Source organism: Streptomyces sp. NPDC043861 (genome assembly GCF_056435905.1).
In genome coordinates, this window is record NZ_JBWKDP010000020.1 from 25,185 (window position 1) to 46,470 (window position 21,286).

Below are 21,286 nucleotides of genomic sequence, written 5' to 3' on the forward strand. Positions count from 1 at the left end.
CCGGACGGCCGCACCGGGCGCCCGTCCGGTGCAGCCGTCCGTGGCCTCCCGCCCGGCTCCGGGTGGCGGAACGCGGCCCCGGAGCGGGGCGCGGCGCGCAGGCGCGGCCCGGAGGCCGCGACCGGCCCCGGCGCAACCTTCAGGACAGCCCTCAGGACAGGTACTTCAGGACGGACTCCGCCTCCGCCCGGCGGGACTCCGCCGTCTCGCCCGACGCGGAGCCGTAGGTGGCCAGAACCGCCTCCGCACGCCGCTTCGCCGCCGCCTTTGCGCCCAGATCGGCCTCCAGCCACGCGGCCATCAGCTCCGCCGCGGTGCGCAGGTCCGTGAAGTCCTCGCCCGCCTCCAGCAATTCGTCGATCGCCCGCTCGACGTAGGGGAGGGCTTCGCCGTACGCCTCCGTGCCCGGTCCCTGCTCCGCGATCAGTTCAGCCGTCTGCCGATGGGTGTCGGCGAGTTCCGCGTGCAGCCGGGCGCGGGCAGGAGCACCGTCCGCGTCCGGGAGTGCCCGCTCGCACGCTCCGGCAGCGGACGACATGAAGGCCAGGGCCGCATCCTGCCCGGCCCGGCCCTCGCGGACCGCGATCCATGCACGCACCCGCAGTGCGCGCACGACCGCGTGGACATCGCCCAGGTCGCGCCAGAGCGAGCACGCGCGCTCATAGGCGCGGTCGGCCTCGGCGTGAAGACCGGCCCCGAACAGTGCCTGCCCCGCGAGGGTGGCGAGCATCGCGTGGTCGCGCTGCTCGGGCCAGCCGCGGGCGATGTCGGCCGCCCTGAGCCAGTGTTCGGCCGCCGCGCGCGGTTCCCCGAGCTCGGTCAGGGCCTCGCCGAGCCACCACAGGGTCTGTACGACCACGCCCTCGCCGTGATCGTCGGCGGTCAGGTCGGGGAGTACGGCCTCCAGGACGGCCGCCGCCTCCGCAGAGCGCGCCGTGCGCAGCAGCCAGCCGCCCAGCCGATGCCTGGCGTACGCGCCGATGCCCGTGCTCTCCCCGGCCTCGTCGGCCCAGTGCGCGGCCTCGAGCGCGTGCTCCGCCGCCTCCTCGAACCGGCCCGTCGCACCGAGCACTTCGGCGAGCTGAAGATGCAGCCGGGTGGACCCGGCGGCCTCGACGTACGCGGCACCATGCTCGAGGGCAGCGCGCGCGGCGCGCTCCGCCGTCTCCAGGTCGTCCAGCTGCCGTGCCACCGGGACCAGGCGCGATTCGGGCTCCACCGCGTACCAGGGCAGCCCGGCTTCGTGGAACAGCGCCGCCGCGGCGGTGTACCGCCTGGCGGCGGCCGCGGCGTCCCCGCGGTGGAAGGCGAGGTCGCCGAGCACCGACTCCGCCTCCGCGACGCGGTCGGCCACGAGCGGATCGGTCCGATGGGGCCCGGCGAAGGCGAGCAGCTCGTCCACGGCCCGTTCAAGGGCTCCGGTGTCGTCCTCGGCGTCCAGCCGGACCAGCTGGATCCGTACCCGGTTGAGGAGTGCCCCGGCGGGCTGCCGCGGACCGGTGGATCCCTCGGCGTGCAGAGCGAGGGCGCGGGCGCAGGCTTCCGCCACGGCAGCGAGGGCCTCGTCCGTACGGCCGTCCCGCGCGATCGCGTATGCGGCACGCGCCAGCGCGGCCGCCGCCTCGCCGGGATCGCCTGCGGCTTCGTACCGCTCGGCCGCACGCCGGAAGAGCCCGACGGACTCCGACGGCTCGGTCGCCCGTGACATGGCGCGATGGTCGTCGATCTCGGCGAGTGTCCGCTCGTCGTGCTCCATGTCGCCCGTCGCCTCGGCGGCCGCCGCCCAGGCGGCCCCCGCGCCCGGGTGCCGTGCGGCCGAGAGCCGCCGTGCCTCGGCGAGCAGCTCCTCGGGTCCGGCGGCCGGCTGCGGGGACGGCACCGTCGGCCGGTCGGCGGCCGTGAGCCGCACGGCCTTCACGCCCAGCGGGAGCCGCTCCAGCAGGGGACGCTGCTCCAGGCGTCTCCTGACGAGCGTGCTCACCGCGGTCGTGCCGTTGCGCCCGTCGAAGCGCGCGGCGACGGCGAGCGCCTGCGCACGCGCATGCCCGGCGAGGGAGCGCGCCGTCCAGGACGTCCCGGACGGCCCCGGCACGTCCTGCTCGCCGTGCCCGACCGAGACGAGCCGGTCCATCAGCAGGGCGGTGACGGTGAGATGGTCCATCAGGGAGTCGGGGTCGCCGTCGTCGGTGAAGTGCGCCGGCCGGTCGGCAAGGATCTCCAGCGCCCGCGCCTCGTTGCCGGTCAGCGCGCAGAACTCGACATGGAGCGAGACCGAGCTCCGCATGCTCTCCATCGGGCGTACCAGCCGGTAGCCGCGCAGATGGTTGGCGCGGGCTTCCTCCGTGCGGCCGAGCCGGACCAGAGGCAGCAGCGAGGACGCCAGAACGGCATGCGGCTCGTGGGCGCAGGTGTGCTCCCCCTCCAGGACCGGGCGCCACATCTCCAGGGCACGGGCGTCGTCACCGAGGTGCGCCTGCCAGGAGCCCTGCCCGTGCAGCTCGCACGCATGGCAGTCGCTCATCGTGTCCCTGTCCGCGGCGAGCCAGGCCGCGTAGGCGCGCTGGGCCCGCTCATGGTCGCCCAGATGCCGGGCGACCCGGAACTCACCCTGCCGGACGGCACGTTCGGAGTGGCCGGCAAGCCGGTAGCGGTGCTCCATCTCGCCGAGCCACTTCTCGATGGAGGCGAGCGGGATGTGCGGCTGGTCCAGCATGCCGCTGGACACCCACTTGAAGACCCAGTGCAGGGAATGGGTCTCGTAGTCGTCGAAGTCGCCCGGGTGCTCGTCCCACATACGCAGCAGCCGTGCGAACGGGACGAACATCCTGGCCTTCTCGGAGCTGTAGTTGTAGACCTGCAGCTGGTGCCCGAGGGCTTCGATGACGGCCAGCGGCTCGCCGATCCGCTCGGCCTCGGCGAGCAGCACCTCGGCTCGCGCATTGCGGGCCGGTCCCTCGGGCTGGGCGTAGTTGTCCCGCATCGCCTCGCGCAGGGCCTGGAACGTCAGCGTCATCGGCTGTCCTCCTCAGGGTCTCCGGCGGGATGGGTGGCCCATTCGAGCAGGCCCATGAACGCACGGTTGAGCAGAGCCGTGTCCGCCGGGCGCAGCGGACGCTGGGCCATCAGCAGCGCCTGCCCGTACAGCGACTCGACGGCCGTGCCCGCGAGCCCGGGGTCCCCGAGGGTGCTGATCCGGCGGATCAGCGGGTTGAGGTGGTTGAGCACGAGGCGGGCCCGCGGCGCGCTGCCCCGCAACGAGCCGAGGATTCCCGCCCACAGGTCGTCCGCCTGCTCCTCGGCCTCCGCGCGGGCCTGCTCGTGCCGGGCCGCCCGGTCGTCGAGATGCAGCGCGGGCACGGTCAGGGGGTGGAAGGAACGCAGGGACACGTCACAGCCGAGCGGATCCAGCGTGGCACGCGCCACCGACAGGAAGCCCGCCAGCGCCAGTTCGTCGGCCGGCTCGACCGGGTCGAGATGCGCGGTGACGGTGTCCGCGTCGAGTTCGGCGACCGCCGTCCCGGGCCGGACTGCGGGCAGCCGCTCGACCAGCTCGGAGTCGTAGGTGTAGCCGCCGTTGACGACGCCGATGCCCTGCGCGGACGCGATGGGCGCAACCTGCCGGTACTCCTCGACGGTGCGCGTGAAGTGCACCACGGGATGCCGCTGTGCGAACTCCTCGAGCGACAGGCTGCCGTCGGTCGTCTCGAACGGCAGCCACGGAAGCATCGTCCGCAGCATGTCGCTGTCGTGCCGGGCCAGCGACTTCACCCCGAGGTGGTGCACGGAGAGGAACTGCCCGAGCCGTTCGGGATCGCCCGCTGCAAGCCCGGTCAGCCAGTCGCGGATGCGGGCGCCGAGTGCGTCCCGTACGCCCGCGAGGGTCTCGTCCGCGTAGAGCGATTCGCGCGAGGCCGTGGGCCGCAGGGCGTCGGTGTCCAGCACGCAGCGTACGAAGAATGCCCAGTCGGGCAGGAGTTCGTCGGCGCGGTCGGTGAGCAGCATGCCCTTGAGGTGCACGCGATGGACCGCGCGCTGGGCGGGGCTCACCGCCGAAGGCAGGACGTAGGCCACGCCCCGGACTCCCACGAGCGGCAGATTCAGCTCGATCGAGTCGAGCGGGGCGAAGCCGAACAGCTCGTGGCAGTGGCCCGCAAGCGCCACACGGCGCGCGGCGGGGCTCGGGTAGGTGCGGTCCCACGGCGCCGGCAGATCGGTGACGGGCTCGTCGCCGACACGCACGTCGTAGGGCAGCAGGGAGCCGAAGTCCCGTGCGAGCGTACGTACCCGGTCACGTGTCAACCAGTCGGCGCTGCCCGGGCGGGCGGTGAGGTCAACGGTCGTACCCGGCTCACTGCGGGCGCTGTCCGGGAGCGTGCGCACGGTGTACGAACCGTCGTCACGCGCCACCCACTCGACCGGCACGGCATCCGGCGTCCGCGCGGAACGGCTGACGACACGGATCTCGGCCGCGACGACGAAACAGGCGAGCAGCCCGATCCCGAACTGGCCCAGGAACTCGGCCCGCGCCGACTCCAGGCCGCCGTCGCGCTTGGAGCTGCGTCCGATGGTTGCGAGCAGACTGTGCACGTCCGCCTCGGTCAGTCCGATGCCACTGTCCTCGACGCGCAGCCGGCCGTCCTCGGCGAACAGGCGCACACGGGCTGGTGCCTCGGGCTCGACCGCCCTGCGCGCGGTGATGGCGTCCACGGCGTTCTGCAGCAGCTCGCGCACATAGACCTTGGGACTGGAGTAGAGGTGGTGGGAAAGGAGATCGACCAGGCCTCGCAGATCGACCTGGAAGGTGTGTGGTGTGGTCTCGGATGTCGCAGAGGTCTCAGATGTCATCGTCGCTGCGCCGGTGGGGGGCCGAGCGGCGGCGCGGGTCGGGCGATCCCGTCGTCGGTGATCGCGGCGTGGGAAGGCGGGGAGGACCGCGTCATCCTAGGGGCCGCGGCACCGTTGTGACCAGGGGATATCCTTCGGTGCGCGACGGGTGTCGGTGTGGTGGTGTGCAATGGATCGCGTGTCCGCACTGGATGAGCCACTGAAGAAGAGCCTCGGCCCGGCGACCGCGAAGGTCATGGCCGAGAACCTGGACCTGCGCACCGTCGGTGATCTGCTGCATCACTACCCCAGGCGCTACGAGGAGCGGGGGCAGCTCACCCGGCTCTCGGACCTGCCGCTGGACGAGCACGTCACGGTCGTGGCCCAGGTCGCCGACGCGCGTGTGCACACCTTCAACGCCGGGCGCGGCCGGCGCCTGGAGATCACCATCACCGACGGCAGCGGCCGGCTCCAACTGGTCTTCTTCGGGCGGGGCGTCCACAAGCCGCACCAGGACCTGCCGCCCGGCAGCCGTGCGATGTTCGCCGGCAAGGTGTCCATGTTCAACCGCAAGCTCCAGCTCGCCCACCCCACGTACGAGCGGCTGGACGCGGACACCGGGGAGGGTGCGGTCAGTGCCTTCGCGGGCAAGCTGATTCCGATCTATCCCGCCTGCAAGGGCCTGGAGTCATGGAAGATCGCCAAGGCCGTCGACGCCGTGCTTCCCCGGGCGGGGGAGGCTCTTGACCCGCTGCCGCCCGCGCTGCGTGAGGGCCGTGGGTTCGTCTCCCTCCCCGAGGCGCTGCTCAAGATCCACCGCCCGGCCGGCAAGGCGGACATCGAGGACGCCAGGCAGCGCCTCAAGTGGGACGAGGCCTTCGTCCTCCAGGTCGCCCTGGCCCGGCGGCGTCATGCGGACACCCAGCTCCCCGCGGTGGCGCGCCGGCCCGCCCCCGGCGGACTGCTCGAAGCCTTCGACGCCAGGCTGCCGTTCACCCTCACGGAAGGCCAGCAGAAGGTCTCGGCGGAGATCTTCGGCGATCTGGCCACCGAACACCCCATGCACCGCCTGCTGCAGGGCGAGGTCGGCTCCGGCAAGACGATGGTCGCCCTGCGCGCCATGCTCGCCGTCGTGGATGCGGGTGGCCAGGCCGCGATGCTCGCACCCACCGAAGTCCTCGCCCAGCAGCACCACCGCTCGATCGTCGAGATGATGGGCGATCTCGCCGAGGGCGGCATGCTCGGTGGCGCCGAGCACGCGACGAAGGTCGTGCTGCTCACCGGCTCCATGGGCGCCGCAGCCCGCCGCCAGGCGCTGCTCGATCTGGTCACCGGCGAGGCCGGGATCGTCATCGGCACACATGCGCTGATCGAGGACGTGGTGCAGTTCCACGACCTGGGGCTCGTCGTGGTCGACGAACAGCACCGCTTCGGCGTCGAACAGCGTGACGCCCTGCGGGGCAAGGGGCACTCGCAGGGGGAGCGGCGGACACCCCATCTGATGGTCATGACGGCCACGCCCATTCCGCGCACGGTCGCGATGACGGTCTTCGGCGATCTTGAGACCTCCGTGCTGGACCAGCTGCCCGCCGGGCGTTCCCCCATCGCCACCCATGTCGTCCCGGCCGCGGACAAGCCGCACTTCCTGGCGCGGGCCTGGGAGCGGGTGCGAGAGGAGGTCGAGGGCGACCACCAGGCGTACGTCGTGTGCCCGAGGATCGGCGATTCCCTCGACGACGCGGCGGACCGGAAGAAGAAATCCCCGGAGGACGAGGCCGAGAAGCGGCCTCCGCTCGCCGTCCTGGAGGTCGCCGAGCAGCTGCGGGCGGGTCCGCTCGGCGGCCTTCGTGTGGAGGTGCTGCACGGGCGGATGGCGCCCGACGACAAGGACGACGTCATGCGCCGCTTCGCCGCGGGCGAGGTGGACGTGCTCGTGGCCACGACGGTCATCGAGGTCGGGGTCAACGTGCCGAACGCGACCGCTGTGGTGATCATGGACGCCGACCGTTTCGGCGTCTCCCAGCTCCACCAGCTGCGCGGCCGGGTCGGCCGCGGCTCGGCCCCGGGACTGTGTCTGCTCGTCACGGAGATGCCGGAGGCGAGTCCGGCCCGGGCGCGGCTCGGCGCGGTCGCCGCCACGCTCGACGGCTTCGAACTGTCCCGTATCGATCTCGAGCAGCGGCGCGAGGGCGATGTGCTGGGCCAGGCCCAGTCCGGTGCCCGCTCGTCGCTGCGGGTCCTCGCGGTCATCGACGACGAGGAGGTCATCGCCGCCGCACGCGAGGAGGCGGTGGCGGTCGTCAGCGCCGACCCGGAGTTGGAGGCGCTGCCCGAGCTGCGCACCGCGCTCGACGCACTGCTCGACAAGGACCGTGAGCAGTACCTGGACAAGGGCTGACGCCCGGGCCGCGGAGAGCCCATATCGTGGAGGTGACCGGACCGAAGCGGACCGGAACGAACCGTACGTCTCCATGAAGGACTCAGATGACCCGCGTGATCGCCGGTGCGGCCGGCGGACGTCGCCTGGCCGTGCCGCCGGGCAACGGCACCCGCCCCACCTCCGACCGGGCGCGCGAGGGCCTGTTCTCCACCTGGGAGTCGCTGCTGGGCACACTGCAGGGCATCCGGGTCGCGGACCTGTATGCGGGCTCGGGTGCCGTGGGTCTGGAGGCGCTCTCGCGGGGGGCCTGCCACGCGCTTCTCGTGGAGGCCGACAGCCGCGCGGCCCGGACGGTCCGGGAGAACGTACGGACGCTGGCCCTGCCCGGTGCCGAGGTCCGCTCGGGCCGGGCCGAGCAGATCGTCCAGGGACCGGCGCCGACCGCCCCGTACGACATCGTGTTCCTCGATCCGCCCTACGCCGTCACCGATGACGATCTTCGGGAGATTCTCCTCACACTCCGCACCCGGGGCTGGCTCGCGGAGGATGCTCTCGTCACCGTGGAGCGCAGCACCAGAGGCGGTGAGTTCAGCTGGCCGGACGGTATCGAGCCGCTGAGGGCCCGTCGCTACGGCGAAGGAACGCTTTGGTACGGTCGCGCCGCCTCTACGTGCGAAGACGCACCATGACCGGACCGGAGAGCGAGGGACATCAGTTGCGCCGTGCCGTCTGTCCTGGGTCGTTCGACCCCATCACCAATGGACACCTCGACATCATCGCCCGAGCCTCCAAGCTGTACGACGTGGTGCACGTCGTGGTGATGATCAACCAGGCCAAGCAGGGCCTGTTCACGGTGGAGGAGCGGATCGAGTTGATTCGCGGCGTCACCGCCGAGTACGGAAACGTCGAGGTGGAGGCCTATCACGGCCTGCTCGTCGACTACTGCAAGGAACGGGACATCCCCGCCATCGTCAAGGGCCTGCGCGCCGTCAGCGACTTCGACTACGAGCTGCAGATGGCGCAGATGAACAACGGCCTGTCGGGCGTCGAGACCCTCTTCGTGCCCACCAGCCCTACCTACAGCTTCCTGTCGTCCTCCCTGGTCAAGGAGGTCGCGGCCTGGGGCGGCGACGTGTCGCACCTGGTGCCGCCCGCGGTGCTGGCAGCGCTGACCGACCGCCTTCCGCGGAAGTGACGTCCTGACCGGCCGTCACCCGGTGTCCGGGAGTCCCCCGCCCAAGGGGTAGGGGGAGGGCGCCGACTGCCCGTACAGTCGACCCGTCCGTCTCCATATCGGCTGTTGTAGTGACTGTAGAGAGTGGCGAGCACAAGGTGGACGTGCAGAAGAAGCTCGACGAGATCGTCGAAGCGGTCGGGAACGCCCGGTCCATGCCCATGTCGGCGTCGTGCGTGGTCAACCGCGCCGAGCTGCTCGCCATGCTCGAAGAGGTACGGCAGGCCCTTCCCGGATCACTCGCCCAGGCCCAGGAACTCATCGGCGGCCGGGAGCAGATGGTCGAGCAGGCCCGCCAGGAGGCCGAACGGATCATCCAGGCCGCCCACACCGAGCGCGGCTCGCTGATCTCCGGCACCCGGATCGCCCAGCAGTCCCAGGAGGAGGCCGACCGCATCCTCGCCGAGGCCCGCCGGGATGCCGAGGAGATCCGTGCCGAGGCCGACGACTACGTCGATTCGAAGCTCGCGAACTTCGAGGTCGTGCTCAACAAGACCATCGGCTCGGTCGACCGCGGCCGCGAGAAGCTCCTCGGCCGGGCCCCGGGCCTCGGCGAGCAGGGGTACGCCGACCCCGCCGACGACGACGCCCCCGAGTACAGCGCCGACCCGGGCACCCTGATCCAGCGCGCCGACGAGTACGTCGACGCCAAGCTGGGCGCCTTCGAGGCCGTGCTCGCCAAGACCCTTGAGGCCGTGGGGCGGGGCAGGCAGAAGCTGCACGGCCGCATCGCCACGGACGAGCTGGGCGCGCACATCGCGGCCCAGGACGCGGCAGGGACGCAGCACACCAGCGACGCGGACTATCTCGCGGGCCTCGCGGAGCTGGCGGAGCCCGAGCAGCCGGTACAGCAGGTTCAGCAGGCACCGGTGCAGATCCCGGCCCAGGCCGCCCCGTACGCCTACCAGCCCCAGACCCCGTCGCAGGAGGCGTACGCGTACCAGCAGGATCCCTACGCCTACCAGCAGCAGGGCTACGCCCAGCAGTACGACCAGGGCTACGCCCAGCAGTACACGTACGACCAGCAGCAGCTGCAGCACGAGCAGGCCCAGGGCCAGGCGCACCCCCAGGGACAGCCGCAGATGCAGCCCCAGCTCGACGAGACCAGCCTCTTCGACACGAGCATGATCGACATGGAACAGCTGCGCCGCTACGAGCAGGGTCGCTGACCGGATTGGGCCAACAGCGAACGGTCCAGTATCCTGGCTCTTCGGTCACGCGTGCGTGGAGCTGATGCTGCGCCGGTACCGTGACCCCCCACTCGATTTCGAAGGACAGGAAGAGCCCTGAACGCCCGCCTCGACCACCGCAACCCCCTCGTGTTCGACACGCACGAGCTGGGCCGGCGGCCCGGCGCGCTCCAGCGGCTCTCCCGCTCGGTCGAGGCGCCCGGTTCGCCGGCCGTCTTCGGCATCGAAGGGGTCATCGGTGTGCCTGCGGGCGCACCTGTGGAGCTCGACCTCCGCCTCGAGTCCGTCATGGAAGGTGTGCTTGTCACAGGCACCGCCCGTGCCACGGCCGAGGGGGAGTGCGTAAGGTGTCTGGAGCCGCTGCACCAGGAGGTGACGGCGGACTTCCAGGAGATGTTCTCGTACCCCGACGCCGACGACCGGGGCCGCCGCAGCCGTGCTGCGGAGCCCGGCGACGACGCCGAGGAGGAGGACGTGATCTTCCTCGAGGACGGCCTGTTCGACCTCGAGCCCGTGCTGCGTGATGCGGTGGTGCTCGCACTGCCGATGCAGCCGGTGTGCCGGGAGGACTGTGCAGGCCTGTGTCCCGAATGCGGGGCCGGCCTGAACGACGACCCGGACCACCACCATGACGCCGTCGACATCCGTTGGGCGGCACTGCAGGGACTCACCGATTCACTCGGAACCGGTGAGAAGGACAACATGAGCGGCGCCGAAGCGGGCGTCGACGAGAAGCAGGAGAAGTAGCCGTGGCTGTTCCGAAGCGGAAGATGTCGCGCAGCAACACGCGCCACCGCCGGTCGCAGTGGAAGGCTGCGGTCCCCACCCTGGTTTCGTGTGAGCGTTGCCAGGAGCCGAAGCAGCAGCACATCGCGTGCCCGAGCTGCGGCACCTACAACAAGCGCCAGGTCCTCGAGGTCTGAGCGGCTGGTGAGAGGCTCCATGTCTGACGCCAGTAAGCAGGCAGACAACACAAGCGCAGCCTCGCCCCACACGCTTCTGGAAGGGCGGCTCGGGTATCAGCTCGAGTCCGCCCTTCTGGTGCGTGCGCTGACCCACCGTTCGTACGCATACGAGAACGGCGGCCTGCCCACCAACGAGCGGCTCGAGTTCCTCGGGGACTCGGTGCTCGGACTGGTGGTGACGGACACGCTCTACCGCACCCACCCGGACCTGCCCGAGGGCCAACTGGCCAAGCTGCGGGCCGCGGTGGTCAACTCGCGTGCGCTGGCGGAGGTCGGGCGTGGCCTGGACCTGGGCTCATTCATCCGGCTCGGCCGGGGTGAAGAAGGCACGGGCGGCCGGGACAAGGCGTCCATCCTTGCCGACACCCTTGAAGCGGTGATCGGTGCGGTCTATCTCGACCAGGGCCTCGAAGCGGCGTCCGAGCTGGTGCACCGGCTCTTCGACCCGCTGATCGAGAAGTCCTCGAACCTCGGTGCAGGCCTGGACTGGAAGACCAGTCTCCAGGAACTGACCGCGGCCGAGAGCCTTGGCGTGCCCGAGTACCTGGTCACCGAGACCGGTCCGGACCACGAGAAGACGTTCACTGCTGCTGCCCGCGTCGGTGGTGTCTCGTACGGCACCGGCACCGGCCGCAGCAAGAAGGAAGCGGAGCAGCAGGCAGCCGAGTCCGCGTGGCGCGCGATCCGCGCGGCCGCGGACGAGCGTGCCGCGGCCGAGAAGGCCGCGCTCCATGCCGAAGGGGCCGCCGACACCCCTTCGCCCCAGGCCACGGCCTGACTCCGCTTCCGGCCCCCGTTCGCGCCTCGGCGCGAACGGGGTCTTCGCATGCCCGCCCTGCCCTCGCCCGGACGCACGCTCGTCCGGGCACCGGTGTGTCCGGCCCGGAGGCCGTGATCGGAGGCCGTCCTCCGCGGAGGTACGCTGCGGGCGTCGTCCCAGCAGGAGCGGAGGAGCCCCGTGCCCGAGTTGCCCGAGGTCGAAGTCGTGCGGCGAGGGCTCGAGACCTGGGTCGCCGGGCGTGTCGTCGCGGACGTGGAGGTGCTGCATCCGCGCGCCGTGCGACGTCATCTCGGCGGCGGCGAGGACTTCGCGGCCCGCCTCAAGGGGCATCGGATCGGGGCCGCACGGCGACGAGGCAAGTACCTCTGGCTGCCGCTGGAGGACAGCGGCGCGGCAGTGCTCGGACATCTGGGGATGAGCGGGCAGCTGCTCGTCCGCCCCGAGGCGGCCGGCGACGAGAAGCATCTTCGTATCCGGATCCGCTTCGACGACGACCTCGGCACCGAGCTCCGCTTCGTCGACCAGCGCACCTTCGGCGGGCTGTCGCTCCACGACACCGGCCCCGACGGCCTCCCGGACGTCATTGCGCACATCGCGCGTGACCCGCTCGACCCCGGTTTCGACGACATGGTCTTCGTCACCGCCCTGCGTCTGCGCCGAACGACGGTCAAACGTGCCCTGCTCGATCAGTCGCTGATCAGCGGGGTCGGCAACATCTACGCCGACGAAGCCCTGTGGCGCGCACGACTGCACTACGACCGCCCGACGGGAAGCCTGACCCGGCCCCGCTCCGCCGAGCTTCTCGGGCATGTGCGGGACGTCATGAACGCCGCGCTCGCCGTCGGCGGCACCAGCTTCGACAGCCTCTATGTCAATGTGAACGGCGAATCGGGATACTTCGACCGGTCCCTGGACGCCTACGGACGCGAGGGCGAGCCGTGCCGCCGCTGCGGCACGCCCATGCGCCGCCGCCCCTGGATGAACCGGTCCAGCTACTTCTGCCCGCGCTGCCAGCGCCCACCCCGCGCGGTACGGCAGATACGCGGCTGATCATGCGGTGGGCCCCGTCGGCGCCCATGTCGCGTAGGGGCTCACGGCGCAGCGGCAAAGCCGCGGAGCGCCGTCCCGGCAGCAGGGGCCGGCCAGCGCCCGCCGTGCGCGAACCCCAGGGGGGCGGAGACGCATGCAACCGCCCCCGCCCGAGCTCTTGCCCGCATCTGGTCCTTGGGGCCGGTCCCGTCGTGGACGCCGTTCGGGCCGCCCCGGTGGCCGATGACGGCCCGAGACGGCCCGAAGAGGCTCGTAGGTCGCTGACCTCAGGGAAGACTCAGAAGCCGAAGTCCTGGGTCCACCACGGGCCGCCGGCTGCGAAGGACACGCCCACGCCCAGCGTCCGGTAGTCGCAGTTGAGTATGTTCGCGCGGTGGCCGTCGTTGTTCATCCAGGACCGCATCACCGTCTCGGCGTCCGCCTGGCCACGGGCTATGTTCTCGGCACCGAGTCCGCTGACACCGGCCTGCGCGGCCCGCTTCCAGGGGTCGTCGCCCTCCGGGTCGGTGTGGTCGAAGAAGCCGCGTCCTGCCATGTCCTCGCTGAACCGGCCGGCCAGCGCCCCCAGCGACGCATCCAGGTGCACCGGGCTGCAACCCACCTTCGCGCGCTCCTCGTTGACCAGCGCCAGCACCGCAGCCTCCGCCGCGGCCTCGCCGGCCGGGGCCTGGGACCTGACCGGCGCCTTCGACGGGGCGGGCGCGACCGTCCGCACCGGGGCCTTGGTCTGCTGCTTCGCGGCTCGCTCCGGGGCCTTCTTCTGCGGTGCGCTCTGCTCCGGGGCCTTGGTCTGCGGCGCCTTCGTTTCGGGCGTCCTCGCTTCCGGGGCCTTCGCTTCAGGGGCGCGCTGTGCCGGAGCAGCGGGCTTCTTGGCCTCGGGCTTCCTCGCCTCGGGTTTCCTGGTCTCGGGTTTCCTGGCCTCGGACTTCTTCGCCTCGGACTTCTTCGCCTCGGGCTTCTCGGCCTGCTGCTTCGAAGGCGTGGTGGACGCCTTGTCGGACGTCGACGACGCCCCCTTGGCCGGTCCGGCCGGGCGCTCCGCGCCACGGGACACGGTCGCCGAGGGACGGTCCGACCGGTCCGACGGTGCGGTGGAGGCACCGCCCTGGGCGTTCAACTGCGCGGAGCCCGACTCGCGCACCTGCTGGCTGCTCGAGCTGCTCCCGCCCAGGATGAACTCGTCGCCGCCCGGCAGAAGACCGGAGGCCACGATGACGGCACCCACCGCAACCGCGGCGGAGGCTCCGAGCAGTCCGGTGCGTACGGGTGCTTCGACCCGCTTCTTCCGGCTGTGGCGTCCCATCGCTCGCCCTCTCTGCGTTCGACGTCAATTCGACCTGCACGACATGCGCGACTCGCACGTCATGCACAGGGCCCATCCGATTCACCTGAACGAGTGAGGGCCAATGGGTCGGGACTGTACGCGAATATGGGAGGGGGCGATGTGATCTGAGATGAATTGACCCGTTAGCGTGCGTGCATGAATGAACACGCACGGCTCACCGCCTGGGTACGCGGCCGAGTACAGAGAGTGGGCTTCCGCTGGTTCACCAGGGAAAATGCCCTGGAGATCGGCAACCTCCACGGCTTCGCCCTCAATCTCGACGACGGTCGAGTGCAGGTTGTGGCGGAGGGGCCACGTGAGAATTGCCACCTTCTGCTCGATTGGCTCCGCTCGTCCGACACGCCCGGAAAAGTCGAGGGTGTGACCGAAATCTGGGGCGTTCCACGCGGCGGTTACGACGGATTCGCGATCCGCTGAGGGAGGGGCCGAGAGGGCCGGTCCGTAGGCCACGCGGTGTGTTCACATGACTGCCGTCGGCGCATATGTTCGGCGGAAATTGCCTGGTGGTTGCCAATAACCCTCCCGCCGTGCCAGGCTGCCGCAGTAAGGATGATCTCCTCGCCCCCAGGGCCCCGATGGAGAGCCGCAGCCGTGTCCTGTACGGCCGTGAGCGCCGGGGTGCCCGTTGATACGGGGCGTGATCGTGTTGACCGTCAAACTTTTTGGTGAGACGCTGGAAGCCCCGCGCACCTTAGCTGTTTGGCAGTACGAACCGCAGTGATGACAACCGCTGCCGAGCACCGCGGGTGCGAATCCCTCACGACCCACACCGCATCGGTCGGTCACTCAGTGTGGAGGACCATCCATCATGGCAAAGGCGCTTCTCGGTTACGTCGGCGGTTCCGACCCGCGACTTCTCGCCGAGATGCGACGGCTGCAGCAGCGCGTCCAGGATCTGGAGTCCGAGCTCGTACGGATCCAGACCGAGAATGACGCGCTGAGTGCTGCCGCCGCACAGCACCATGGCGAGTCGCTGCTCGAAGGCATCGACATCGACGTACCCAAGGGCGAGCCGGCGCTCACTTGATCTCAGCCCTGTCGGGATCAGGTGAGAAACACTCTCGCAAGTAGGTATGCAAGGGACGCTTCGGCGTCCCTTCTTCTTTGTCCCCCCGGTAGTTGGGCCCGCTGTCGCGTTGCGTTTACGGTGCTTTACCGTCTGATGTGCCCTGCACCTTCATAGGTGAAACCGAGACCGAAAAGGTAGAGTCCGCGGGCGTGCATCTCAAGGCCCTGACCCTGCGCGGGTTCAAATCCTTCGCGTCCGCCACGACGCTGCGTTTCGAGCCGGGTATCACCTGTGTCGTGGGGCCGAACGGCTCCGGCAAGTCCAATGTCGTGGACGCGCTGTCCTGGGTCATGGGCGAGCAGGGCGCGAAATCACTGCGCGGCGGCAAGATGGAGGACGTCATCTTCGCCGGGACGACCGGGCGGCCGCCGCTCGGCCGGGCCGAGGTGTCACTGACGATCGACAACTCCGACGGCGCGCTCCCCATCGAGTACGCCGAGGTCACGATTACGCGGATCATGTTCCGCAACGGCGGCAGCGAATACCAGATCAACGGCGACACCTGTCGGTTGCTGGATATTCAGGAACTGCTCTCCGACTCCGGTATCGGACGCGAGATGCACGTCATCGTCGGGCAGGGACAGCTCGACTCGGTGCTGCACGCCGATCCGATGGGGCGGCGCGCGTTCATCGAAGAGGCCGCCGGAGTCCTCAAACACCGCAAGCGCAAAGAAAAGGCGCTGCGCAAACTGGACGCGATGCAGGCCAATCTCGCCCGCGTGCAGGACCTCACCGACGAGCTGCGGCGCCAGCTGAAGCCGCTGGGGCGGCAGGCCGCGGTGGCGCGGCGGGCCGCGGTCATCCAGGCCGATCTGCGCGATGCCCGGCTGCGCCTGCTCGCCGACGATCTCATGCGGATGCGCGAGGCACTGAAGTCGGAGATCGCCGACGAGGCCGCGCTGAAGGAGCGCAAGGAAGCGGCGGAGACGGAGCTGAGGGCGGCGCTGGCGCGTGAGGCGGAGCTGGAGGACGTGGTGCGGCGGCTGGCTCCGCGGCTCCAGCGGGCCCAGCAGACCTGGTACGAACTGTCCCAGCTGGCCGAGCGTGTGCGGGGCACGGTGTCACTGGCCGACGCGCGTGTGAAGAGTGCAACCTCGGCGCCCACGGACGAGCGGCGCGGCCGGGACCCCGACGACATGGAGCGTGAAGCCGCCCGGATCCGCGCGCAGGAGGCGGAGCTGGAGGCGGCTCTGGAGGCGGCGGAACGGGCGCTGGACGACACCGTCGCCCACCGCTCCGAACTGGAGCGCGAGCTGGCCGTCGAGGAGCGCCGGCTGAAGGACGTGGCACGGGCGATCGCCGACCGTCGCGAGGGCCTCGCCCGGCTGAACGGGCAGGTCAACGCTGCCCGTTCGCGCGCCGCCTCTGCCCAGGCCGAAATCGGCCGGCTCGCTGCCGCCCGCGACGAGGCACAGGAACGGGCGACCGCGGCGCAGGAGGAGTACGAGCAGCTCAAGGCCGAGGTGGACGGCCTGGACGCGGACGATTCGGCCCTGGCCGAGCAGCACGAGGCCGCGAAGCGTGAACTGGCCGCGGCGGAGGCGGCATTGTCCGAGGCCCGGGAGGCATCCACGGCCGCGGAGCGCAGACGCGCCGCCCTCGCCGCCCGGCACGAGGCGCTCGCCCAGGGCCTGCGCCGCAAGGACGGCACCGGAGCGCTTCTGGGAGCCCGGGACCGGCTGACGGGCCTTCTGGGGCCCGCAGCCGAGTTGCTCACGGTGTCCCCCGGCCACGAAGTCGCGATCGCGGCGGCGCTCGGGGCTGCCGCCGACGCCGTCGCGGTGTCGAACCCTGCCACGGCCGCCGAAGCCCTGCGCCTGCTCCGCAAGTCCGACGCCGGCCGCGCGGCCATACTGCTCGGCGGCGCTCCCGACCTCCTGCCTCCCGGGGTTCCGGCCGGGCGTGCCGAGGCTGCTCCGCACGGGTTCCCCTGTGCGGCCGACCTGGTGCGCGGGCCGGAGGAGCTGATGCCGGCGGTGCGGCGGCTGCTGGACGCTGTCGTGGTCGTCGGCACGCTCGAGGACGCCGAGGAACTCGTGCACACCCGCCCCGGGCTGACCGCCGTGACCGCGGAAGGAGATCTGCTCGGAGCGCATTTCGCCCACGGAGGCTCCGCGGGTGCGCCGAGCCTGCTGGAGGTCCAGGTGTCGGTCGACGAGGCTGCGGCCGAGCTCAAGGAGCTGGCCGGGCGGTGCGATGACCTGGCCGGGCGGCAGCAGGAGGCCGGAGAGCGGCGCAAGGAGTGCGCCCGCCTCGTCGAGGAGCTCGGGGAGCGGCGGCGAGCGGCCGAGAAGGAGAAGGCCGGGATCGCCCAGCAGCTGGGCCGGTTCGCCGGACAGGCACGAGGGGCCGCGGGGGAGGCCGAGCGCACGACCGCGGCCGCCGTCCGTGCCGAGGAGGCGCTGGAGAAGGCGCTCTCCGAGGTGGAGGAGCTGGCCGAGCGGCTGGCCGTGGCGGAGGAGCAGTCCCCCTTCGGAGACGGCGGCGAGGAGGAGCCGGACACCTCCGTGCGTGACCGGCTCGCAGCGGACGGCGCCAACGCCCGCCAGACCGAGATGGAGGCCCGTCTCCAGGTCCGTACCCACGAGGAGCGTGTCAAGGGCCTCGCCGGCCGGGCCGACTCGCTCGACCGCGCGGCGCGTGCCGAGCGTGAGGCACGGGCGCGTGCCGAACAGCGCCGTGCCCGGTTGCGCCACGAGGCCGCCGTGGCCGAGGCCGTGGCCGACGGTGCGCGCCAGCTCCTCGCCCACGTCGAGGTCTCACTGGTACGCGCCGAACAGGAGCGCGTTGCGGCCGAGGCCGCCAAGTCCGCGCGCGAGCAGGAGCTGACGGCCGCCCGTTCCGCGGGCCGCGACCTCAAGGGCGAGCTCGACAAGCTCACCGATTTCGTCCACCGCGGCGAGGTCCTCGGCGCCGAGAAGCGCCTGCGCATCGAGCAGCTGGAGACCAAGGCCCTGGAGGAGCTGGGGGTCGAGCCCGCCGGGCTGGTCTCCGAGTACGGACCCGACCAGCTCGTACCGCCTTCGCCGCCGGCCGAGGGTGAGGAACTCCCTGACGACCCGGACCATCCGCGCAACCAGCCACGGCCGTTCGTCCGTACCGAGCAGGAGAAGCGGCTCAAGTCAGCCGAACGGGCGTATCAGCAGCTCGGAAAGGTGAATCCGCTCGCCCTCGAGGAGTTCGCGGCGCTGGAGGAACGGCACAAGTTCCTGTCCGAGCAGCTCGAAGACCTGAAGAAGACCCGCGCCGATCTCCTCCAGGTCGTCAAGGAGGTCGACGAGCGGGTCGAGCAGGTGTTCACGGAGGCATTCCGGGACACCGCGCTTCAGTTCGAGGGTGTCTTCTCGAGACTCTTCCCCGGCGGCGAGGGACGGCTCATCCTGACCGACCCCGAGAACATGCTGACCACGGGCGTCGATGTCGAGGCGCGCCCGCCGGGCAAGAAGGTCAAGCGACTCTCCCTGCTCTCGGGCGGCGAGCGGTCGCTGACCGCGGTGGCCATGCTGGTGTCGATCTTCAAGGCCAGGCCCAGCCCCTTCTACGTCATGGACGAGGTCGAGGCCGCGCTGGACGACACCAACCTCCAGCGGCTGATCCGCATCATGCAGGAGCTGCAGGAGAGTTCGCAGCTGATCGTCATCACGCATCAGAAGCGGACGATGGAGGTCGCGGACGCGCTGTACGGCGTCTCCATGCAGGGCGACGGCGTCTCCAAGGTCATCAGCCAACGGCTCCGCTGAGCTCCGATCTCCCCGACGGCCGTCACGGGACCTCCATCTGATCTTCAAAACTTGAACGAATGGAAACCGGGACGTTGGCTTTTCGGATCGTGGGCCAGGTCTTGACTTCGAAACTTGAAGGCATAGTCTCTGCAACGTTGTTTTTACCTTCAAGTGGTGGGTGGCGTGATCTTGTGCGCCACTTGAAGGTGCTCGCCCCCCACGTCCGGCGCCGCCGGGCGGCCCCAGGAGTACACGTGACCAGCACACCGCAGGCGCAGTCGCCCGAAGGCCGGAAGGCCAGGCCGGAACATCTCGGCCATGTCATCTTCATCGCGGCGTCGGCCGCGATGGGTGGCTTCCTCTTCGGCTACGACAGCTCGGTGATCAACGGAGCCGTCGTCGCCATCCGGGACCGCTTCGACGTCGGTCCGGAGCTCCTCGCCCAGGTCATCGCCGCCGCGCTGATCGGCTGCGCCATCGGCGCCGCCACCGCCGGCCGCATCGCCGACCGCATCGGCCGTATCCGTGTCATGCAGATCGCCGCGACCCTGTTCACGGTCAGCGCGGTCGGCTCGGCCCTCCCGTTCGCCCTCTGGGACCTGGCCGTCTGGCGCGTCCTGGGCGGTGTCGCCATCGGTATGGCCTCGGTCATCGGCCCCGCCTACATCGCCGAGGTCTCCCCGCCCGCCTACCGCGGCCGGCTCGCCTCGTTCCAGCAGGCCGCCATCGTCACCGGTATCGCCGTCTCACAGCTCGTCAACTACGCCATCCTCGCCATCGCCGACGGTGAGCAGCGCGGAAAGATCGGCGGCCTCGAAGCCTGGCAGTGGATGCTCGGCGTCATGGTCGTTCCATCCGTGCTGTACGGGATGCTGTCCCTCGTCATCCCCGAGTCCCCGCGCTTCCTCATCTCGGTCGGCCGCCAGGACAAGGCGCGCAAGGTCCTGCTCGACGTCGAGGGCAAGCAAGTGAACCTCGACGTCCGGGTTGCGGAGATCGAGCAGAACATGCGGCACGAGCACAAGCCGTCGTTCAAGGATCTTCTCGGTGGTCGGTTCGGCTTCCTTCCGATCGTCTGGATCGGCATCGGCCTGTCCGTCTTCCAGCAGCTCGTCGGCATCAACGTGATCTTCTACTACAGCTCCTCGCTGTGGCAGTCGGTCGGTATCAACCCGGAGAGCTCGTTCTTCTACTCGTTCGAGACGTCCATCGTGAACATCATCGGCACGGTGATCGCGATGATCTTCGTCGACCGGATCGGCCGCAAGCCGCTCGCACTCATCGGCTCCGCCGGAATGGCGATCTCGCTGGGGTTCGCCGCCTGGGCCTTCTCGTACAAGACCCAGGTCGGCGACGTGGTCTCGCTGCCCAGCCTCCAGGGCACGGTCGCCCTCCTCGCCGCCAACTTCTTCGTGCTCTTCTTCGCCCTCTCCTGGGGCGTCGTGGTGTGGGTGCTGCTCGGCGAGATGTTCCCCGGCAAGATCCGCGCCGCCGCCCTGGGTGTCGCCGCCTCGGCCCAGTGGATCGCCAACTGGCTGATCACCGTGACGTTCCCGACGCTCTCCGCCTGGAACCTGTCGGGTGCGTATGTCATCTACACGTTCTTCGCCCTGCTCTCGATCCCCTTCATCCTCAAGTGGGTGCCGGAGACGAAGGGCAAGGCGTTGGAGGAGATGGGCTAATCCCCGCTGCCCCTCTTCTCGGACGCGGTACTGCCCCGGCTCAGCCCTTGAGCCGGGGCAGCACCTGTTCACAGAACAGCTGGGTGCTGCGCCAGCCCTCGTCCACCGGCATCCCGCCGCACAGCGGATGCAGGACGAGACTGTCGCCGCCCAGTTCGGCGCACTCGTCCGGTGTCACCACCCGGTACACGCCCTCGGCCCGCAGCTCCGCGACCGTCGTGGCCGTCGATCTCACCGCCGACCGGATGTCCCCGGACTGCCAGGACGCGTAGGTCCGTGCCTCGTGCAGGAAGTGCTGCCCGTACCGTGACCAGGTCTCGTCGGGGTCCTCCGCGATGTGCAGCAGCGGGGTCTCGGCCGCCGGCATCATGCAGAACCCGTCCGTGCCGTACTCCTCGCGCAACCGGTGGTAGTACGCCTCCAGCTCGGGCAGATGCGCGCTCGGGAAGAACGGCAGCCCGAGACGCGCGGCGCGCCGGGCCGCCGGTTTCGAGGATCCGCCCACCAGCAGCATCGGATGCGGCCGGGTGTACGGCCGCGGGGTGACCCGTACCGTGCGCCCCCGATGGGTGAACTCCTCCCCGGTCCATGCCGCGAGCAGGGTGTCCAGGAGCTCGTCCTGGAGCGCCCCGCGCCGCTTCCAGTCGATGCCATGGGCCGCGTACTCCTCGGGGCGGTAGCCGATGCCCGCGACCGTGACCAGCCGCCCCCGGCTCAGCAGATCGAGAACGGCGATGTCCTCGGCGAGCCGCAGCGGGTCGTGCAAGGGACCGATGATCGCGGACACCGTGACCGCGATGCGCCGGGTCGCGCCGAAGACCGCGCCCGCGAAGAGGAAGGGCGACGGCAGCCAGTTGTCGGCGGCGCCGTGGTGCTCCTCGGTCTGGATCGTGTCGACGCCCCGGTCATCGGCGTACGCGGCCATTTCCAGCGCCGCGCGATAGCGGTCCGCGAGGGACTCGGGGGTCGCCGCGGGGTCCACGAGGTTGAACCGTACGACTGTGAAGGCCATGACGAAACGTCCCCTCCGCCGGACACGACATG

The 21,286-nt window shown here is 70.6% G+C and carries 16 protein-coding genes; 12 read left to right on the plus strand and 4 right to left on the minus strand.

Annotated elements, in window-relative coordinates:
- Positions 1-151: 151 nt before the first annotated feature.
- A complete protein-coding gene (locus tag AC068D_RS33255; protein WP_478826857.1) occupies positions 152-3,013 on the minus strand; it encodes a tetratricopeptide repeat protein in 2,862 nt (953 codons plus the stop codon).
- Positions 3,010-4,845 carry an HSP90 family protein gene (locus AC068D_RS33260; protein ID WP_478826858.1) on the minus strand — a complete coding sequence of 612 codons (1,836 nt, stop codon included), beginning with the start codon at positions 4,843-4,845 and terminating at the stop codon, positions 3,010-3,012. Before AC068D_RS33260 ends, AC068D_RS33255 begins: the two co-directional genes overlap by 4 nt.
- Positions 4,846-5,014: 169 nt before the next feature.
- Here AC068D_RS33260 and recG point away from each other — a divergent pair, with 169 nt between their 5' ends.
- From recG to mutM, 8 genes are all read left to right on the plus strand, one after another.
- Positions 5,015-7,222 (plus strand): ATP-dependent DNA helicase RecG, encoded by a 2,208-nt coding sequence (gene recG, locus AC068D_RS33265; protein ID WP_478826859.1) that lies wholly within the window; start codon positions 5,015-5,017, stop codon positions 7,220-7,222.
- 86 nt (positions 7,223-7,308) lie between these two features.
- Positions 7,309-7,893 (plus strand): 16S rRNA (guanine(966)-N(2))-methyltransferase RsmD, encoded by a 585-nt coding sequence (gene rsmD, locus AC068D_RS33270; RefSeq protein WP_478826860.1) that lies wholly within the window; start codon positions 7,309-7,311, stop codon positions 7,891-7,893.
- The gene (gene coaD / locus AC068D_RS33275) at positions 7,890-8,399 is read left to right on the plus strand and encodes a pantetheine-phosphate adenylyltransferase (RefSeq protein WP_478826861.1); all 510 of its coding nucleotides are present in this window, start codon (positions 7,890-7,892) and stop codon (positions 8,397-8,399) included. The genes rsmD and coaD overlap by 4 nt, the downstream gene beginning before the upstream one ends.
- A gap of 137 nt (positions 8,400-8,536) precedes the next feature.
- Positions 8,537-9,607, plus strand: coding sequence for an ATP synthase F0 subunit B (locus tag AC068D_RS33280; protein ID WP_478826975.1), 1,071 nt, complete (start codon positions 8,537-8,539; stop codon positions 9,605-9,607).
- 117 nt (positions 9,608-9,724) lie between these two features.
- Positions 9,725-10,375 carry a YceD family protein gene (locus AC068D_RS33285; protein WP_478826976.1) on the plus strand — a complete coding sequence of 217 codons (651 nt, stop codon included), beginning with the start codon at positions 9,725-9,727 and terminating at the stop codon, positions 10,373-10,375.
- Positions 10,376-10,377: 2 nt separating this feature from the next.
- Entirely contained in the window at positions 10,378-10,551 is a 174-nt protein-coding gene (rpmF, locus tag AC068D_RS33290; protein ID WP_026165248.1) for a 50S ribosomal protein L32, read from the plus strand.
- A gap of 19 nt (positions 10,552-10,570) precedes the next feature.
- The gene (rnc, locus tag AC068D_RS33295) at positions 10,571-11,371 is read left to right on the plus strand and encodes a ribonuclease III (RefSeq protein WP_478826862.1); all 801 of its coding nucleotides are present in this window, start codon (positions 10,571-10,573) and stop codon (positions 11,369-11,371) included.
- A 180-nt stretch (positions 11,372-11,551) separates the two neighbouring features.
- Positions 11,552-12,424: a bifunctional DNA-formamidopyrimidine glycosylase/DNA-(apurinic or apyrimidinic site) lyase gene (gene mutM, locus AC068D_RS33300; protein ID WP_478826863.1), complete on the plus strand. Its 873-nt coding sequence runs from the start codon at positions 11,552-11,554 to the stop codon at positions 12,422-12,424.
- A gap of 277 nt (positions 12,425-12,701) precedes the next feature.
- Here the strand turns inward: mutM and AC068D_RS33305 are convergent, their stop codons facing one another.
- Positions 12,702-13,727, minus strand: coding sequence for a CAP domain-containing protein (locus tag AC068D_RS33305; protein WP_478826864.1), 1,026 nt, complete (start codon positions 13,725-13,727; stop codon positions 12,702-12,704).
- Positions 13,728-13,904: 177 nt separating this feature from the next.
- Between AC068D_RS33305 and AC068D_RS33310 the strand changes: the two genes are divergently transcribed.
- The 4 genes from AC068D_RS33310 to AC068D_RS33325 all read left to right on the plus strand — a co-directional run bounded on the left by AC068D_RS33310 (position 13,905) and on the right by AC068D_RS33325 (position 20,242).
- Complete coding sequence (locus AC068D_RS33310; protein ID WP_478826865.1) at positions 13,905-14,186, plus strand: acylphosphatase; 282 nt, start codon at positions 13,905-13,907, stop codon at positions 14,184-14,186.
- Positions 14,187-14,577: 391 nt separating this feature from the next.
- A complete protein-coding gene (locus AC068D_RS33315) occupies positions 14,578-14,796 on the plus strand; it encodes a hypothetical protein (protein ID WP_474299335.1) in 219 nt (72 codons plus the stop codon).
- 191 nt (positions 14,797-14,987) lie between these two features.
- Complete coding sequence (gene smc / locus AC068D_RS33320) at positions 14,988-18,578, plus strand: chromosome segregation protein SMC (RefSeq protein ID WP_478826866.1); 3,591 nt, start codon at positions 14,988-14,990, stop codon at positions 18,576-18,578.
- A gap of 236 nt (positions 18,579-18,814) precedes the next feature.
- Positions 18,815-20,242, plus strand: a complete 1,428-nt coding sequence (locus tag AC068D_RS33325; RefSeq protein WP_478826867.1) for a sugar porter family MFS transporter — start codon at positions 18,815-18,817, stop codon at positions 20,240-20,242.
- A 40-nt stretch (positions 20,243-20,282) separates the two neighbouring features.
- Here AC068D_RS33325 and AC068D_RS33330 read toward each other — a convergent pair whose 3' ends face one another.
- A complete protein-coding gene (locus tag AC068D_RS33330; protein WP_478826868.1) occupies positions 20,283-21,254 on the minus strand; it encodes an LLM class flavin-dependent oxidoreductase in 972 nt (323 codons plus the stop codon).
- Positions 21,255-21,286 lie beyond the last annotated feature (32 nt).

What these genes read in the sequence shown, in the direction of transcription:
- AC068D_RS33255 (WP_478826857.1), bottom strand. Translation starts at nt 3,013, where the DNA reads ATGACGCTGACGTTCCAGGCCCTGCGCGAGGCGATGCGGGACAACTAC.
- AC068D_RS33260 (WP_478826858.1), bottom strand. Translation starts at nt 4,845, where the DNA reads ATGACATCTGAGACCTCTGCGACATCCGAGACCACACCACACACCTTC.
- recG (WP_478826859.1), top strand. Translation starts at nt 5,015, where the DNA reads ATGGATCGCGTGTCCGCACTGGATGAGCCACTGAAGAAGAGCCTCGGC.
- rsmD (WP_478826860.1), top strand. Translation starts at nt 7,309, where the DNA reads ATGACCCGCGTGATCGCCGGTGCGGCCGGCGGACGTCGCCTGGCCGTG.
- coaD (WP_478826861.1), top strand. Translation starts at nt 7,890, where the DNA reads ATGACCGGACCGGAGAGCGAGGGACATCAGTTGCGCCGTGCCGTCTGT.
- rnc (WP_478826862.1), top strand. Translation starts at nt 10,571, where the DNA reads ATGTCTGACGCCAGTAAGCAGGCAGACAACACAAGCGCAGCCTCGCCC.
- AC068D_RS33305 (WP_478826864.1), bottom strand. Translation starts at nt 13,727, where the DNA reads ATGGGACGCCACAGCCGGAAGAAGCGGGTCGAAGCACCCGTACGCACC.
- AC068D_RS33310 (WP_478826865.1), top strand. Translation starts at nt 13,905, where the DNA reads ATGAATGAACACGCACGGCTCACCGCCTGGGTACGCGGCCGAGTACAG.
- AC068D_RS33315 (WP_474299335.1), top strand. Translation starts at nt 14,578, where the DNA reads ATGGCAAAGGCGCTTCTCGGTTACGTCGGCGGTTCCGACCCGCGACTT.
- AC068D_RS33330 (WP_478826868.1), bottom strand. Translation starts at nt 21,254, where the DNA reads ATGGCCTTCACAGTCGTACGGTTCAACCTCGTGGACCCCGCGGCGACC.